17 protein-coding genes are annotated in these 16,192 nt (G+C 48.8%); 1 reads left to right on the forward strand and 16 read right to left on the reverse strand.

The window, feature by feature from the left end:
* Positions 1-35: 35 nt before the first annotated feature.
* The 11 genes from NUV48_06800 to NUV48_06850 form a co-directional block, all read right to left on the reverse strand.
* Entirely contained in the window at positions 36-1,010 is a 975-nt protein-coding gene (locus NUV48_06800; protein MCR4441847.1) for an alpha-ketoacid dehydrogenase subunit beta, read from the reverse strand.
* The gene (locus NUV48_06805; GenBank protein ID MCR4441848.1) at positions 1,007-2,002 is read right to left on the reverse strand and encodes a thiamine pyrophosphate-dependent dehydrogenase E1 component subunit alpha; all 996 of its coding nucleotides are present in this window, start codon (positions 2,000-2,002) and stop codon (positions 1,007-1,009) included. The genes NUV48_06800 and NUV48_06805 overlap by 4 nt, the downstream gene beginning before the upstream one ends.
* Before the next feature lie 119 nt (positions 2,003-2,121).
* Positions 2,122-3,405 (reverse strand): TRAP transporter large permease, encoded by a 1,284-nt coding sequence (locus NUV48_06810; GenBank protein ID MCR4441849.1) that lies wholly within the window; start codon positions 3,403-3,405, stop codon positions 2,122-2,124.
* A gap of 1 nt (position 3,406) precedes the next feature.
* Positions 3,407-3,871, reverse strand: coding sequence for a TRAP transporter small permease (locus NUV48_06815; GenBank protein ID MCR4441850.1), 465 nt, complete (start codon positions 3,869-3,871; stop codon positions 3,407-3,409).
* Between the two features lie 81 nt (positions 3,872-3,952).
* Positions 3,953-4,966, reverse strand: coding sequence for a DctP family TRAP transporter solute-binding subunit (locus NUV48_06820; protein ID MCR4441851.1), 1,014 nt, complete (start codon positions 4,964-4,966; stop codon positions 3,953-3,955).
* A gap of 323 nt (positions 4,967-5,289) precedes the next feature.
* A complete protein-coding gene (locus NUV48_06825) occupies positions 5,290-7,206 on the reverse strand; it encodes a sigma 54-interacting transcriptional regulator (protein MCR4441852.1) in 1,917 nt (638 codons plus the stop codon).
* A gap of 235 nt (positions 7,207-7,441) precedes the next feature.
* Positions 7,442-7,873 carry a CBS domain-containing protein gene (locus tag NUV48_06830; protein ID MCR4441853.1) on the reverse strand — a complete coding sequence of 144 codons (432 nt, stop codon included), beginning with the start codon at positions 7,871-7,873 and terminating at the stop codon, positions 7,442-7,444.
* Positions 7,874-7,972: 99 nt separating this feature from the next.
* Positions 7,973-8,494 (reverse strand): molybdopterin-guanine dinucleotide biosynthesis protein B, encoded by a 522-nt coding sequence (gene mobB, locus NUV48_06835; GenBank protein MCR4441854.1) that lies wholly within the window; start codon positions 8,492-8,494, stop codon positions 7,973-7,975.
* Positions 8,495-8,544: 50 nt separating this feature from the next.
* Positions 8,545-10,374 (reverse strand): NTP transferase domain-containing protein, encoded by a 1,830-nt coding sequence (locus NUV48_06840; GenBank protein ID MCR4441855.1) that lies wholly within the window; start codon positions 10,372-10,374, stop codon positions 8,545-8,547.
* A gap of 23 nt (positions 10,375-10,397) precedes the next feature.
* The gene (locus tag NUV48_06845; GenBank protein ID MCR4441856.1) at positions 10,398-10,598 is read right to left on the reverse strand and encodes a hypothetical protein; all 201 of its coding nucleotides are present in this window, start codon (positions 10,596-10,598) and stop codon (positions 10,398-10,400) included.
* Entirely contained in the window at positions 10,586-10,774 is a 189-nt protein-coding gene (locus NUV48_06850) for a hypothetical protein (GenBank protein MCR4441857.1), read from the reverse strand. Before NUV48_06850 ends, NUV48_06845 begins: the two co-directional genes overlap by 13 nt.
* Positions 10,775-10,868: 94 nt before the next feature.
* Between NUV48_06850 and NUV48_06855 the strand changes: the two genes are divergently transcribed.
* On the forward strand, positions 10,869-11,186 hold the full coding sequence (locus NUV48_06855) for a hypothetical protein (protein MCR4441858.1): 318 nt from the start codon (positions 10,869-10,871) through the stop codon (positions 11,184-11,186).
* Positions 11,187-11,974: 788 nt separating this feature from the next.
* On the opposite strand, the gene NUV48_06860 is transcribed toward NUV48_06855, so the two are convergent.
* From NUV48_06860 to NUV48_06880, 5 genes are read right to left on the reverse strand one after another with little or no spacing between them, the layout of a single operon-like run.
* Positions 11,975-12,550 carry an HD domain-containing protein gene (locus tag NUV48_06860; GenBank protein ID MCR4441859.1) on the reverse strand — a complete coding sequence of 192 codons (576 nt, stop codon included), beginning with the start codon at positions 12,548-12,550 and terminating at the stop codon, positions 11,975-11,977.
* Complete coding sequence (locus NUV48_06865) at positions 12,501-13,226, reverse strand: putative ABC transporter permease (GenBank protein MCR4441860.1); 726 nt, start codon at positions 13,224-13,226, stop codon at positions 12,501-12,503. The genes NUV48_06860 and NUV48_06865 overlap by 50 nt, the downstream gene beginning before the upstream one ends.
* A 29-nt stretch (positions 13,227-13,255) precedes the next feature.
* Positions 13,256-14,947, reverse strand: a complete 1,692-nt coding sequence (ubiB, locus tag NUV48_06870; protein MCR4441861.1) for a 2-polyprenylphenol 6-hydroxylase — start codon at positions 14,945-14,947, stop codon at positions 13,256-13,258.
* Positions 14,948-15,006: 59 nt separating this feature from the next.
* A complete protein-coding gene (locus NUV48_06875) occupies positions 15,007-15,321 on the reverse strand; it encodes a hypothetical protein (protein ID MCR4441862.1) in 315 nt (104 codons plus the stop codon).
* Between the two features lie 24 nt (positions 15,322-15,345).
* Positions 15,346-15,927 (reverse strand): TetR/AcrR family transcriptional regulator, encoded by a 582-nt coding sequence (locus NUV48_06880; protein ID MCR4441863.1) that lies wholly within the window; start codon positions 15,925-15,927, stop codon positions 15,346-15,348.
* Positions 15,928-16,192: the final 265 nt, after the last annotated feature.

A 16,192-nucleotide genomic window follows, 5' to 3' on the forward strand; every position in this document is an offset into this window, starting at 1 on the left:
TTGTTTCCGGGTCACTCCTTCTTTTTATTTTGAGTTTATCTCAACACTTCACGCACGCCCTGCATGATGTCTTGTTTATGGGGATAAATCAAGTCCTCCAGGCCTGGACTGAACGGCGGGATCACATTCAGCCCGGCCACCCGTTTGACAGGCGCATCAAGGTAATCGAAAGCGTTTTCCATCACCTGGGCGGCGATTTCCGCCGCATAGCCGCCGCGCTTGACGGCTTCCTGCACCACCACGACCCTGTGCGTTTTTTTCACCGAGCTTTCGATAGCAGCCCAGTCAAGCGGGACCAGCGTCCTCAGGTCGACAATCTCCGCTTCGATCCCCTCGGCGCTTAGTTCTTCCGCCGCTTCCAGGGCAAAAAGAACCTGCCGGGAATAACAAATGACCGTGACATCCCGCCCTTTTCGCTTAATCTCCGCCTTCCCCAGAGGGACGAGGTGTTCTTCTTCCGGGACCTCTCCCCTGGTGGCATAAAGCAGCTTGTGTTCGATGCACACCACCGGATCGGGATCACGTATGGCGCTTTTCAGCAGCCCCTTGGCATCGTAGGGAGTGGCGGGAGCAATCACCTTCAGGCCGGGGATATGGGTAAAGAGCGCTTCCAGGCTCTGCGAATGCTGGCCCGCATTCCTGCGCCCCGCGCCGCCGGGAGCCCTGATGACCAGGGGTACGGAGATCTGTCCCCCTGTCATATAGCACATTTTTGCCGCCTGGTTGACGATGGCATCCATGCAAACGGGAGTGAAATCAACATACATTATCTCCACCACGGGCCTCAGGCCGCGCATGGCGGCGCCGACCGCCATACCCGTAAAAGAAGACTCGGAAATAGGGGTATCGATAACCCGGAGCGGCCCGAATTCTTCAAGAAAACCTTTCGTCAAACCAAAAACGCTGCCCAGTACGCCCATATCCTCACCCATGATCAGTACCGACCTGTCGCGGAGCATTTCTTCACGCAGAGCTTCTGATATGGCCTGGCCGTATGTAATCGTTCTCACCGCGCCACACCCCATTCGTTATCCTTAGAATAAACATCGGCTGTTACCTGCGCGGCGTCGGGATAAGGGCTGTCCATGGCAAATTCGACGGCTTCCTCGATTTCAAGCCGCAGCTCATTTTCTATCGCGCCCAGTTCCTCATCACCGGCCAGTCCTTCTTCCAGTATTTTTCTCTTTAACCCGGCAACGGGATCGCGTTCTTTCCACTCTTGGATTTCTTCTTTCGGTTTATAGACCTGGGGGTCACCCTCGTAGTGCCCGCGGTGGCGGTAGGTAACAGCTTCAATCAGGGTGGGCCCTTCCCCGCCGCGCGCCCGCCGGGCGGCCTCTGCTACGGCTTCATGGACGGCAAACACGTCGTTTCCGTCGATGGTTACCCCCGGGATTCCATAGGCCTTAGCGCGTTCGGCCAAATTACTGACCCTGGTAACCCTTTCGATACAGACCGAAACGCCGTACCTGTTGTTTTCGCAAAGGTAAATTACGGGCAGGTTCCAGGCCGAGGCCATATTAAGCGATTCATGAAAATTACCCGTATTGCTGGCCCCGTCGCCAAAGAAGGCCAGCGTCACTTCGTCTTTTCCCATTATTTTAGAAGCAAGCGCGGAACCAGCGGCAATGGGCAGCCCTGCCCCCACGATCCCGTTCGCCCCCAGAATACCCAGGCTTACATCGGCGATGTGCATGGAGCCGCCCTTCCCGCGGCAGTACCCCGCGGACTTGCCAAACAGCTCGGCCATCATTTTCCTGGAATCGCCGCCCTTCGCCAGGCAGTGGCCGTGGCCCCGGTGTGTGGCCGTGATATAGTCTCCCGGCCGCAAGGCCTGGCAGGCTCCTACCGCAACAGCCTCCTGTCCCACGCAGGTGTGGATGTTGCCAGCCAGCAGCGCCCGGCTGAACAATTCGGCGGCTTTCATCTCGAACAGCCTTATTCTCAACATTTCCCGGTAGAATTTTACGGCTGTTTCTCTATCGTACCCGCCTGTCTTCATCTGGCAGCTTTCCGCCTCCTTCCATATAAAATAAATAGCGCATGTCTTTTAGGTCAATCGGCAGCAAAAGGTAAAAAAAGAGAATCAACCCCCGCTGCAAAGGGGGGATCTTCTCCCCCCTACTTAAGACCCATCAGGTTTGGCAGCCATAAAGAAAGTTCCGGAAAATAGGTGATCAACATCAAAGCTACAAGCGAAGCAATCAAAAACGGCGGCAAGGCCCGGGTGAGGGTCTTGATGGGAATGCCGGCGATACCGCAGGCCACGTAAAGGTTTACTCCAACCGGGGGCGTCACCTGCCCGATGGCCATGTTGGCGGTAAAGACCACGCCGAAGACCAGGGGATCGTAGCCGATAAAGTTGATCAGCGGCAGCAGGATCGGCACCAGGATATACATGGCGGAAATGGCATCGATGAAGCAGCCGGCTATCAAAAGAAGAATATTGATCAGCAGAAGAATCATGTACTTGTTCTGGGTAATGGAAAGAATAAGCTGGCCGGCGGTTTCGGTAATCCCTTCCGTGGTGATGACCCAGGCAAAAAGGCTGGCCGTGGAAACGATCAGCATGACCACCGCCGAAGAAACAGCGGAATCAACCAGCACCCTGACAAACTCCTTCCAGCGGATCTCCCTGTAAATAAACACGCCCACGAAAAGCCCGTAAACCACGGCCACGGCCGCTGCCTCCGTGGGCGTGAAAACCCCACCGTAAATGCCGCCCAGGATGATCACCGGCGTCATTAACCCCCACAGGGCGTCTTTAAAGGCCGCCCACGTTTCCCTGAAGGGGGCCTTGTCCTGCAGGCCGTACTGTTTTTTCATCGTTACCAGGAGGCTGGCAATTATAAAACCGAGGCCGATCAGCAGCCCGGGCACGATGCCCGCGATAAACAGCTTGCCGATGGAGACCTCAGCCACAACGCCGTAGATGACGAAGGCTATGCTGGGCGGGATGATGATGCCTATAGCGCCTGAAGAAGCCAGCAACGCGGAAGACATGCCCACATCGTAGCCGGCCTTGACCATGGCGGGGATCAGCATGGTCCCCAGCGCGGCGACGGTGGCCGGCCCGGAACCCGAAATGGCGGCGAAAAAGCAAGAGGTGATTACCGCCACAATGGCCAGTCCCGCCGGCAGGTGCCCTACCGCCGTGTTGGCCAGTTTGATGAGCCGGTGAGAGATGCCCGCTTTTTCCATGATGATCCCGGCCATGATGAAAAAGGGAATGGCTAAGAGGGTGAACCTGGCCATGGCGGCGTAAATCACCATGGGGTACATGGAAAAGGGCACGCCCATCAAATAAAGCGCCACCAGGCTGGAAGCGCCCAAGGAAACGGCAATGGGCACGTTCAAAACGAGCAAGACAGCGAAAATAAGAAAAAGCGCGGTTCCCGGTTCCATTTCAATTATCGCCCCCTTTCAGTTCCCGGTAACCCAGTTCCACGAACCGGATGAGCAGGAAGACGGCCCCGATGGGAACCGAAATCCCGAAGGTCCATTCCGGCAATCCTAGGGCGGGGGTTGTCTGGCCCATTTTGTACTGGGATATGACCATGTCAATGCCGTATTTCAGCAGAATGACGAATATTGTGACCGAAACCACAACAGCAAAAAGGGCCGCCGCCTTTTGCAGCCTGGGAGGCAGAAAATCGGTCAGGTAACTCAGTCCCAGGTGCCCTTTTCTTTTAACCGCCACGGCGGCTCCCAAAAAGCTGGCCCAGACAAAAAAGTTGGTGGTTATTTCCTCGGTGAAAGACCATGACGCATGGAGGACATAGCGGGAAACCACGTTGCTAAAAGTAATGACCGTCATTACCAGCAAGAAGACAACGATCAGTATTTCTTCCAGATAGTCAATTATTTTCATCACATCACTCCTAGATGACGCGCCGCGGCCTGGCCCCGTCCAGGCAGGGACCAGGCGCGCAGCTCAAATTTTCTCCCCGTTCTATCTAAACAGATCTATTACATCCTTGCCGATGATCGGTTCGTATTCGGCGTAGACCGGTTTTACTTTTTCCTGGAAGGCCTTTATTTCATCAGGTGTCAGCGTGGTAACCTTCAGACCCTTATCCTTGAAAAGTTGAACCTGTTCGGCCACTTTATCCCGGTTAATCTTGCGCTGGTAAACCATTGCTTCTTCAGCGGCCTTGCGGAGCATGTCCTGCGTAGCCTTGTCCAGGGCGTCAAACTTGGCCTTGTTCATGCCCAGGATAAGAGCGTCATAGGAATAGTTCCATAGGCTGATGTATTTTTGCACTTCATACAGCTTGGAAGAGGTGATAACGTCAGTCGGGTTTTCCTGGCCATCAATGGTGCCCTGCTGGAGAGCGGTAAACACCTCGGCGAAGTTCATCGCCGTCGGGTCTGCGCCCAGGGCCTTGTACAAAGAAGTGTACATCTTAATGCCGGGTATCCTGATTTTCAGGCCGGCAATGTCTGCCGGAGTCTTAACTTCCCTCTTGCTGTTGGTGAGCTGGCGGAACCCGTTCTCGCCGAAGGCCAGCCCTTCCACACCCTTTTCTCTCAGCATTTCATTGAATTTCTTACCGGCCGCGCCCGACAGCTTGGCATCGACGGTGGCCTCATCCGGCATAAGCCAGGGAAGGCTGATCACGCCGAATTTTTGGTCGATGACTGAATAAATGATATTGGAATGAAGGCTGAAATCTGTAGCTCCGGTCTGCAGCATCTCAATGCCTTTAGCCTGGTTGCCGCCGGAAAGCTGTTCATTTGGGAACACCTTGATTTCAATCTTTCCGCCTGAACGCTCTTTCACCAGTTCGGCAAACTTCTTGGCGCCCAAAGTCCAGGTGGAGGTATCCGCGGTAGTGACGCTCATTTTATACTCAACGGGTTTTACTTCTTCCTTCTTTTGTTCACCGGCCTGTTTGTTGCACCCAATCATCACCAGGGATACCGATAAGAAAATTACAAGCAAAACAAGAAAAAACTTTTTCACTAAAAAATCCTCCCTATTCATATTTTTCTGAAACAACGTCCACATCTCACCATCCTTGCTGTCATTTGCCCGCATACACACTAGACCATCTCCCACCCCCATAAAAATAAGCTGGCTAGAAACAAAAATAATAATCACCTTAACAAATTATATGCAATATTTGTGCCAACCATCAAAGCCAGTAAGGACGGGGCTGGAGCGATTATCACCGTACAGTTTCTGCCCTGAATTGCTCTATTTTTGAACACAGGGAATATTGAGCTAATGAATAATACTGCTCCCCTCCCCTGCCGCGTCAACCATTGTCCAATTATTGAGCATTGTTAGAATGTCTTACACTCTATTCCATACTTCTGTATTTTGCTGTACAGCGTATTGCGGGCGATCCCCAGAAGCTGCGCCGTTTTGCTGAGGTTACCCCTGCTGTACTTGATCGCTTCGAGAATCGCTTGCCTTTCCGACTGCTCCAAGCTCAAAACCCTGGAAGCGCGGTTTGTGCCCCGGCTTTTCGTCAGCAGGTTCTTAGGCAGGTGGTGAGGAAGAATCACATCGTCTTCGGCAAAATTCACCGCTCTTTCCAAGGCATTTTCCAGTTCACGCACATTGCCCGGCCAGGGGTAGTTTTTCAGGAGCTCCATAGTCTTCCGGTCAATGCTGTATTTTACGTTATGGTCCCGGCACAGTTTCTCCAGGAAATGACAGGCCAGCAGTTCAATATCGTCGCCCCTCTGCTGCAGGGGCGGTATGTAAATGTTAATCACGTTCAAACGCCAGAAAAGGTCTTCCCTGAAATTCCGCTCCGCCATTTCCCTGGCCAGGTCCTTGTTCGTGGCGGCAATGACCCTCACGTCCACGGGGATCGTTTTGGAACCGCCCACACGCGTAACCTCTCTCTCCTGAATGACCCTGAGCAGCCTGACCTGCAAATCCAACGGCATTTCGCCGATCTCATCAAGAAAAATGCTGCCGCCGGACGCCATTTCGAACTTGCCAGGCCTGCCTCCCTGGCGCGCGCCGGTAAAAGCCCCCTCCTCATAACCGAAAAACTCGCTTTCAATAAGCTCCCGGGGAATGGCCCCGCAGTTTACGGCTATAAACGGACCCTGGCTGCGCGAGCTCGCGTTGTGAATGGCCTGGGCAAACAATTCTTTTCCCGTCCCGCTCTCTCCCGTGATCAAAACGTTGGACGAACTCCTGGCAGCCATCATGGCAAGCCTCTTGGCCTCCATGATTTCCTTGCTGGCGCCGACAATATCGCTGAATGTGAAACGGGCGTGGGCGCCTACCATCTGGTTAACCAGGCGCTTGACCTGCTTGATTTCCCTGAAAATATCCACTACTCCTTCTATTTGGCCGTCCTCACCCCTGATGGGCACCGCGCTCTTGATGAAATGCATCCTTCCCCTTTTCGAGTGGATGATGTACTCCTTATCGCTGTACCCGACGCCGCTTTCCAAGACATCAAGAATAACGGGACGAAAATCCAGGACCTCGGAAGGGTGTTTACCTATCGCCTCCTGGGGATTGATCAGCAGGATCTTACCCGCGCTGTCGTTCATATAAGTGATGATTCCCCTGTTGTTTACGGCCAGAATCCCTTCGGAAACCGAGTCTATCACCGCTCGGTGATGGCGCATGGTCACGACCAGCTTATCCGTTGTCTCCAGGACCTGAAGCTGGTTCTCCACGGCCATCCCTGCAGCCACCAGCATGCCCAGGGTATGGCAGTGCACTTTTTCGGAACTCCCGGCCATGCCAAGCACGGCGACAATATCACTGGACGGGTTGCGTATCGGGACGGCGGAACATGTCCAGCGCTGGTGCTCCAGGCAGTAGTGTTCCTCCCCGGCAATCTGGATTGGTTTGCCCTCGATAAGCGCCATCCCCACCGAGGTCGTCCCGACATATTTCTCCTTCCAATCTGCGCCCACCTTGAAATTAGCAGCTGCGCGGATGTCATCGAGGACTTCCCTGTCTCCCAGCACATGCAGAATAACGGCCTCGGCATCGGCCAAAAAAATTATGAACCCTGACCCTTTCACGAATCCGTAAATTTTCTCCATGTAAGGCTTAACCACATCAATCAGCGGCCTTTTTTGCTCGAGTATTTGAAAGAGCTGGTCAGCCGAAAGGATTACCGTGTTTTTACCGCCCAGCGGGTTGACGCCTAATTCTCTGCACCTTCGCCAGGAAGCAAGGATGCTCGGCTTTAAATTTTCCGGTTCGACTCCTTCTTCCACAAACTTCCGCCACCCGTTGAAAAGGGTTGAATTGTAATGTACCCTGGACAACATGGAGCACATTTCCCCCACCCCTTGCCGAAAGTAATTGCTAATATAAATATTCGCTAAAGATTATACTTTTCCTTTATAAACTTAATTATTTATATGCTGAAAATATTCCTATAACAATAATTTCGCCCATAAATCATGACCACCCTCCCCTGAGGGAAGGTGGTCTTGTCACTACGCATTTTTACATCCTGGGTTCGCTGGGGGTCGAAATATCGGACAGGGCCTCCTGGGAAGCCTTGTCGAAACGGCCGTTGGTGGCCATATCCCCCAGGGAGACAAAACCGACCAGCTTGCCGTTCTCGACAACCGGCAGGCGGCGAACCTGCAGGTCTCCCATCAGGTCAAGAGCCGACTCCACCTCCATATCCGTTCGGCCCACGACGAGCCGGTCGGACATAACATCCTGGCATTTTGTCTTCCCCGGGTCCTTTTGGGCGGCTACAACCCGCAGCACGATATCCCTGTCGGTGAGGATGCCCTGCACATCCATTTCATCCGTGCAAATGGGTATTGCCCCGATGTTTTTGTCTTTCATGATCTGGGCGGCGTCCAAAACTGTCGTCCCGGGGGAAACGGCAATAACATCTTTGGTCATAATGTCCTTCAGTTTCATAGAAATACCTCCTTGTCTGTTTCTCCTCATAGGATTTCCCAAACAAAGCGGTTTCTTGCATGCAACGCCTGTTTTTTTCGCCTCCGGGATCAGTAATCATTACGCTTGTGACTTATTAAATTTTTCCATGTAATCGAGTATAAAATCGGCGATGCTTTTCGCGTCGTCAATATGAAAACAGGGTACCTCCAAGTTCCATTCCACATCGCTGGCAATGGCCAATAGTTCCTCTGGTTCGCAAAGCAGTTCCCGGTGAGCCGCTGACCTGAACACCTCAATTTTGGGTTTGTCGGCCCGTTTAAAACCTTCCGTCAGGACAAGGTCTACCCCGGATATTCTCGAAATCACTTCATCCAGGGATAGTTCCTTTTCGGTCTTTTCAATTATGGCAATTTTTTCGGGAGACGAAATTGAAACAACATCCGCTCCCGCCTGGGCCAGGCGCCACGAATCCTTCCCCGGTTTATCGATCTCAAAACTGTGGGCGTCGTGTTTTATCACCGCCAGCCTGATACCCTTGTCTTTCAGTTCCCGGATCACCTTTTCCAAAAGGGTTGTTTTCCCCGCATCCGATTTTGCGACCACGGAAATTACCGGTACCCGCCTGTTATCTTCTGTCATCAGCTTCACCTCGAAATTCGCTTTTTGCGCAGCCAAGCTCTTCCTGGCCGTCAATTCCAGTCAATACTATTAACTAGGTAAACTTTTACTTTATCACCTGCACCCAGGCCACTGCTGCCGCCAGGTACATCAACCAGGACATTGGAGCCTAAAAGAGGAATCCCCCGCCCGCAGGCGAGAGAGACGCACGCTTCCCCGTCTTTAAAAATCATTCTTCCCTGCAGAATCCTTCTTTGGGGACTAGGCTTGGGATAATCATCCAGCAGGGTCGCAGAAACCACATCCGGGAGATATTCAACCTGTCCTTTCACCTTCTTCAGGGCCGGCAGAACAAGCAGTTGAAAAGCGATTACCGCCGCCGCGGGACTCCCCGACAGCGCGACGATGGGTTTGCCGTCCTTTACGGCTGCCGCCGTCGGCGACCCCGGTTTAATGTCCAGTTGATGAAAAAGTATTTCCGCGTCAAGAACAGCCAAGGCCCTTTTCACAAGGTCATACTCTCCCGCCGAAACTCCGCCCGTCGTTATTACCATCTCGGCTTGTTCCAATCCTCGCCTAATGCATAACGCAATCTCTTCCGCATCGTCTTTGACATTCCCCAGTACCAGCGGTTCAACATGACAGCGCCTGCAGAACCCTTCCAGGATAAAACTGTTGCTGCTTCTTATTTTCCCCTGGACCGGCGTTAGCCCGGCATCGACCAGTTCATCCCCGGTGCTTATCACCGCGACCCGCGGCCGCCTATAACAAGGCGTTTCTTGCACTCCCAGGCTGGCCAACAGCCCCGCCAAGACCGGGGTGACAACTGTGCCTCGCGCCGCTGCGAGGTCGCCGGCGGCCAGTTCTTCCCCCGCCCCAACTATATTGCTGCCCACTTTGACCCGCCTCGTTATATTTATATATTCCCCATCTCTGTTTATTTCTTCTTTTCCAACAACCGCATCAGCTCCAGCGGGGACAGGCGCCCCGGTCATAATTTGAACGGCGGTCCCTGGCATAACTTTTTTGCCGGAGACGCAGCCCGCAGGCACTTTATCAATTACTTCAAGCGCAACCGGGTGCAGCAGGCCGGCATCTTCCGTATCCCTGGACCGAAGAGCATAACCATCAAGAGATGAGCGGTCAAAAGGCGGCACATTTTCCCCAGCCAGGATATCCTGGCCCAGCACTCTTCCCAGCGCCTGGTCAAGAGGAACGAGCTCATCCGTTAAGGGCTTAACGACTTGAAGCAGCGCGCTCCGGGCATCCTCCAGGGAAACGCTGCGTCCTTGAACTGTTGTCCCGCAGGATTTTTTTATCTTAATATCTTTTATTTTCCGGTAGTCTTCAAGCGTATTGACGTTGAAAAACGCTTTCTCAGGCTCCACGATTTCCCTGATTGCCGCTTCATCGACGTATTTTATATTCACCAGCCTGTAAAATTCTATTATTTTGCTGATACCATCCCGCAAGCACTTTTCGACGGGCCACAGACACGCTTTGCTGTATACGGCAAAAAGCGGCTGCAGGTGGTTATTGCTCATCCGGGGAACGGCGGCGTCGAAACCCCGGCTCATTTCCAGCATAAAACGGACCAGCCGGCCGGTTATAAACGGCATATCACAGGCGCAAACAAAAATACGCTCGTTTTCGGCGGCAGCCAGCCCGGCATGAATCCCGCCCAGGGGACCCATGCCCGGATATATGTCGCCTATTTCTTTGGCCCCGGTAAAACCGTATTTCCCCGGCCGGTTGCTTACGATTAAAATCTCCTCAACAACCTCCCGCAACTCGTTAACAACTTGACAGATCAAGGGTTTATCCAAAAATGGAAGGAGCGACTTGTCGCTTCCCATCCGCGAACTCCTGCCGCCTGCCAGCACAACACCGGTTGTTTTCACGATTTCGACCCTCTTTCTACCTGCTAGCGATGATAAGAACCGGTTCGTGTCGAAAAAAGACGTCCCAAATCCCGAGACCCGGTTATGCCTTGCTCATGCAAAAAAAGCTCAATACGCTCTTTAATAGCCCTGGCCGCGCTGTATTCCCAATCCAGGACATGAACGTCTTCCCTCAGCCTGATTCCATCAAGAAAAGAATTGCCTTCTTTCTTCAAAACGCCCATTCGTATTCAGCCTGAGGCGACAGCTCCAGCAGGCGAAATGCCAGGCAATTGGCTCCGTTCATAACGCGCTGGACAAAAAAACCGCCAACTCTCTCCAAGTACGGTTTTACGCATGACCTGATTAAGGTCGATTTGCCGCAGCGCTTGGGACCGGTGAGAAACAAATTACTGGCCATGCCGTTACTCCTTTTCAAGCCGGTTTAATGAATATATTTTATCAGGTTTTCATCAGGCGGGCCAAGGTCGTCTTTTTCACCTCAGAGCTGACGCATGAAAAAACAATTAAAAAACTTGCAAGTTCAAAATCGCCATATTTTAGAATTAATAAAAGGTGCATCAAGCAATGATACCCCTTCATGGCATTTCAATTATGAGAGAAAATGTGCTGATATTGGTAGCCCTGATGCTTTTCCTGTAAAATTGGGATTTCTGTTTTATTTCTACCAGCACGATGATCATCGCCGCATAATAAAGTTTAACTTTCTGACTTTATCCTTTTCCTATTCTTCTTTTGCTCCGGGGAGAGTTTACCTAACGAATACGCCACGCGATCCTTTTTTGACTTGCCTTTTTTGGGGTAAACAGTAATCGCCTGCTTGATGTCTGACAATAAAGTCAGCATCTTATTCATGCTGATTGGCAGGTCATGATATGATAATGAAGGGTTCGTTTTAAGAGGCAGCATAATCGATAGGCCTGTACACAGTAAAAAGCATGCACCTTTATTTTATGATCTGTCCAATGATATATTGGCCGGAACCCGAGAAACGCGGTATCTTTCATTTGCTTAAATGAACTTTCGATATGGTGCATGGATCGATAGGCGGCGATGATTTTCCCTGCGGGCCACTCCTGATGGTCTGTAAAAAGCAGTGTTTTCCCCAGGTGCCTTTCCTTAATGTATTCAAGCTTTTCCATTGCTGCTGAAGGTCTTGCAGCCTGGCTGTGCATTTTTCAATGTTGTGGCTTATTCCCTGCAGTTGCCCTTCAAGCAGAGCCGGGTTATGTGTAAGAATCACGGTCATTTCCCGGCCAAAAACGCTTCTTGTTGAACGGTACGCAGTAACACCGGCTTCCTGGTACTCCGGTTCCGGTACGGGAGAATAATCACTTTTCCTCTCCCTTTCGCCATGCTCGCCTTCGCATTTTCGTTCCGGTTGCGGGCTTCTCTAGCTTTCGCAATATACCTCGCCTCCTTGGACTACTCCGTCCTGTGCGGTCGGTTGCGCCAGCAGGTTCGTCATCACCGGTGCTACCGTACCCCTTGGCATTTCATCATCCGCGGTTGTCTTTACTTGAACCGTCACTGCCTTTACGTTGCTTGCATTCCTTGGTTTGTCTTCGTCCCTTCGCAGGTGCTAAAGGCTTTTGGCTCTTTAGTCCCCATTGCAACCACGCGCAATGTCTTCCCGCTGGTTGGGTGACAGGGTTTCTTTCAACCCATCGGCTCGGCAGGCATGCCGGGCGAACATAGAAGCCATTACTTCTAGAAAAGTGCTGTATTTATCTACTATGCAAACGATAATTGATTCTATATATCTAGGTGGTTTTAAAGTTAATGGCCACATATGCTTTTCAATTATATCCTTCTCGATTTTATTTAAGTTAAATATTTTAGCGTTTTCCAGGGCTATATATGGGTGAATAAAAGCGTGTTTCTCCCGCAGTCGCTCCCCGGTCTGGCATATCCTCCAATCATATAGAAACAAGTCGTGCAAAAGCCCGCCCCTCGCTGCAGAAATATAGTCACAGCCTAAATATTTGCACAGCAAAAAGCTGTAGTGCGAAACGTTAAGGCAATGGTCAAAGCATTTTGTGTTCTTATGGTGCCTGAACTGCCTCATTTTTTGAACGCTTTCGTTTTGCAACAAATCCTGTATGCAATTTTCAAATTCATAAAAACTATATTTCTCTTCCTTTAAATTGTATTTTAATTTTCTCAAAGTTGTCATGCAAAAAACCCCTTATTTCCTGATTCATTTTTCCGATATATAAAAAACTCAGTTTGGGAAAAGCCAGGAAAAACCTCTTGTGCTTTATGATTTGCTCATGCGTTTTCCCTACAGGATGTTTACAATATGCAAAAACTGCTTGCTTTAAATTCAAAACATCTATCGAAGATTTTATTGTGTCGAATATGAAATACCCGATTAATATGAAAGCCAAAATATTTTTGTATATTTCCGGCAGCAATGAAATATTGAGAGCAACGACAGGTTGTATAACTGATATCAGAATACAGGCTAATATTCCCCAAAGCAGGGAATACTTTATGCAAATACGTCCATGAAGGTTTAGAAACTCCTCGCTGTAATCCCACCATTTGCAGTTGAATATTTTTTCCATCAAAAAACCCGTTATGTATTCAAGTATTGTGGCAAGCAATATGAATAAAATTATGGCCAAGAACAGCAATGAGGGTTCCTTGCTCAAAGGATGACTCAGCAAAGCAGATGTCTGAATTATTATAACAGCCCCGAATCCATATATTGGGCAAAAAGGGCCAGACAGGAATCCTCTATTTACGAATTTCCTTTCAGAGATGCTTGCATAGGTTGTTTCAAAAAGCCATCCGCCAAATGAATACAGTACGAACAGCAACACCAAGTCAATAAAATGACCCCACAAGTTTATCCGCTCCTTTAATGTTTATAAAGTCAAAACCGTCCTGAACGAAGAATAGAAATGATGAGCCCGGCAACCATAATTCCAACGGCAACCAGGCCTATTCTTAAGACTGTTATGTTAAGAGTATACATTTCCGTACCGGCATGGGTGCTCATTCCCGCCCCTATCACAATTCCCGCAATTATTATGCTGACAGCAAGCAGTATAATACTGAATGAAATCTTGTTAAAGTTCCTGTCTATACGTTTTTCGACACGTTCAATATCTTTGAGTTTAAACTGTATAGTAAATTCGTCGTCTTCCATTTTTCTTAAGAAATTAAGCAGAAAGGATGGGAATTCCTTTAATAAGCTTCCGCAATCCAGTACTCCACCCAAAAATTCCTTGCCTGCTTTTTCAGGGGAGAATGTCTTGAATATAAGCTTCCTGGCAATAGGTTCTGCGACCTCCAGAACACTAAGCTCCGGGTCAAGTTTTTCAACCAGCCCTTCCAGAGTAACAAGGCATTTGGCAAGCATTGTAAATTCGCCGGGAATCATAATGTTATATGAAAATGCAAGATTGAAGATTTCATTAAACACTTTTCCGATTTTAATTTCATTTAAAGGTATTGACAGGTAGTTATCTCTTAATATATCAATTTCCTTTTCGAGTTTTTTGATATTAATCCGGCGCGTCATGGCATCCAGGCCAATTATAGCCTGAGTAATCAGCCTGCTGTTTTTAAATACCACTCCAATCAGTATTTTTAAAAATTGGATTTTACGTTCTTCATTTAGTTTCCCTACCATTCCCAGGTCAAGAAATACAATTGTGTTATCAGGCAAAATCATAATGTTCCCGGCATGGGGGTCTCCATGAAAAAAGCCATCCCTTAAAATCTGGTTAAATATCGACTTTGCAAGGTTCCTGGCGATTATTTTACGGTTCAGTCCTGCATTATCCAGTGCAGTAAAATCGTTAAGCCGCATCCCCTCTATATGCTCCATTGTAAGCACACGTCTTGTCGTGTGAATCCAGCTTATGTCAGGTACTTTAACTCCTTCATCTTTTAAAAAATTCTCTTTGAAGGTTTCTGCATTTTCACCCTCGATCCTGAAATCCAGCTCATTTTTTAGCTTATCTTTGAACTCCTGGACCATTTTAGGAAAATCGCAAAGCCTACCATATTTGGTATGGCTGTCTATAAAGTGAGCCAGGTCTTCCAGTATTCTTAAATCAAGGTCAATGTTTCTTTCAATTCCAGGCCTCTGTACCTTTACTACCACTTTTTTGCCGGAGTGCAGCCGGGCAAGGTGAACCTGTGCAATGGACGCTGCTGCCAGAGGTGTCTCGCTGAATTCCTTAAAGATACTTTCAATTTTGTCGTCAAATTCACTTTCTATCAGTGACTTTACATCAGAAAAAGAAAATGGAGGAACGGCATCCTGTAGTTTTTCAAGTTCTGAAATAACCTCAGAAGGTATAATATCTGGTCTGGTGCTGATTATCTGTCCAAGTTTTACAAACGTAGGACCAAGTTCCTCCAGTGAGAGCCTTAACCGTTCACCTATAGAAAGCTTTGAATCGTTATCTGCCTCGACTCCCCCGAACCGTTTTTTGATATTAAGATAATCAAAAATCCCCAGTTTATCAATTAGCATGCCAAAGCCATATTTGGCAAATACAAAGATAATCTGCCTGTACCTTTTAATGTGTGCATAACGATTAAAAACAACCAAATTATATCACAGCCTGTTTTAGTACTTTTCATGCATTTAAATTCTATTATAACCAGATTTCAGTCATCCTTCTTGATAATTCCTTCATCGTTCATTACACTGAGTAATTCTTCGCGGATTATTTCCCTCAGGTCATCTTTTTTGACAAAACTGCCAAGTTCCAAAGAATTTTTTATTTCTTCCCTGATTATTTTCTTTAATTCTTCGCGCTGTTCTTCTCCTTTTTTAATAAGATCGCTGACAAATCCTTGGGCATCTTTTCTGGCAACTTCGCCTTTGCTTACAAGTTCATCTACCATTTTTTCAATTTTCTCCCTTGAGTAAACAAAAAGTCCAAACCCCATATTGATGGACTTTTCTAACAGATTTGACACGAATAACCTCCCCTTTCAAATTTTTTATTCAAATAATACTTGAATTGAAAATAGTGACTCAGGCAGACTCTTTTCTTCCGGATCTAAAATGACCTGTATAGCCGTTCCAAACATTGCTCCAAAAAGCATCCTGGCTATGGGCTTGGTCGCATAAGTTTTCAGGTTCTCCTTTATAGCAGCATCGCTAATGATATATTTTTCTATTAGGTTTGACAAATCCTTAAAGAGGTTGCGAAGAAGTTCGCCAAACGGAGGAGACCAGATTGCCATACCGGTAAAATCGTAAAGCAGCCGGAAAAGCTCCGGGTTTTTATTTAACATTTCTTGAAAATACTTGATAAGCGATAATGTTTTTTCTTTGGCAGTAGCACCTCTTTGTAAGCAGTTTTCTATTTCCAAAAGATACTTTTGCATCATCATTTTTATTACCTCTTTATACAACCCCTCCTTGTTTCTGTAGTAATAATTAAGTTGGCTTAAAACGACGCCTGCTTCATCTGCAATATCCCGCAAAGATACATTTGCATATCCTCTTGACGAGATGCATTTGAATGCAGCAAACAATATTTTTTGGGATTGGTTCATTTTTTCTATGGCGTTGTTCATGGCACTGCTCCTTATTTGTTAATTCGGACATCCGTCCTATTTAATTTTATTATAATGCTCTCTCCCTGCTTTGTCAAACAGTTAAATAGACAATCTGTTCCCCCTTCCCTCCTTATGTAGTGGAGGAAAAAAGAGAGAAATTGCTGCAAGCGGTAGGGGCAGACCCCCTGCTCCTGTCCCGGGTACTGGCTGCCTTCCTGCAGCCTGGTGCTTCTCCTCAAGCCCTTCGGACCCCACCTCGCGATGGGCGCCCTGCCTTCCGGGT

The sequence above is a fragment of the Peptococcaceae bacterium genome, assembly GCA_024655825.1.
GTDB lineage: Bacteria > Bacillota > Peptococcia > DRI-13 > PHAD01 > JANLFJ01.

What these genes read in the sequence shown, in the direction of transcription:
- NUV48_06805 (MCR4441848.1), bottom strand. Translation starts at nt 2,002, where the DNA reads ATGAAGACAGGCGGGTACGATAGAGAAACAGCCGTAAAATTCTACCGG.
- NUV48_06810 (MCR4441849.1), bottom strand. Translation starts at nt 3,405, where the DNA reads ATGGAACCGGGAACCGCGCTTTTTCTTATTTTCGCTGTCTTGCTCGTT.
- NUV48_06815 (MCR4441850.1), bottom strand. Translation starts at nt 3,871, where the DNA reads ATGAAAATAATTGACTATCTGGAAGAAATACTGATCGTTGTCTTCTTG.
- NUV48_06830 (MCR4441853.1), bottom strand. Translation starts at nt 7,873, where the DNA reads ATGAAACTGAAGGACATTATGACCAAAGATGTTATTGCCGTTTCCCCC.
- mobB (MCR4441854.1), bottom strand. Translation starts at nt 8,494, where the DNA reads ATGACAGAAGATAACAGGCGGGTACCGGTAATTTCCGTGGTCGCAAAA.
- NUV48_06845 (MCR4441856.1), bottom strand. Translation starts at nt 10,598, where the DNA reads ATGGGCGTTTTGAAGAAAGAAGGCAATTCTTTTCTTGATGGAATCAGG.
- NUV48_06850 (MCR4441857.1), bottom strand. Translation starts at nt 10,774, where the DNA reads ATGGCCAGTAATTTGTTTCTCACCGGTCCCAAGCGCTGCGGCAAATCG.
- NUV48_06855 (MCR4441858.1), top strand. Translation starts at nt 10,869, where the DNA reads ATGAAAAAACAATTAAAAAACTTGCAAGTTCAAAATCGCCATATTTTA.
- NUV48_06860 (MCR4441859.1), bottom strand. Translation starts at nt 12,550, where the DNA reads ATGACAACTTTGAGAAAATTAAAATACAATTTAAAGGAAGAGAAATAT.
- NUV48_06880 (MCR4441863.1), bottom strand. Translation starts at nt 15,927, where the DNA reads ATGAACAACGCCATAGAAAAAATGAACCAATCCCAAAAAATATTGTTT.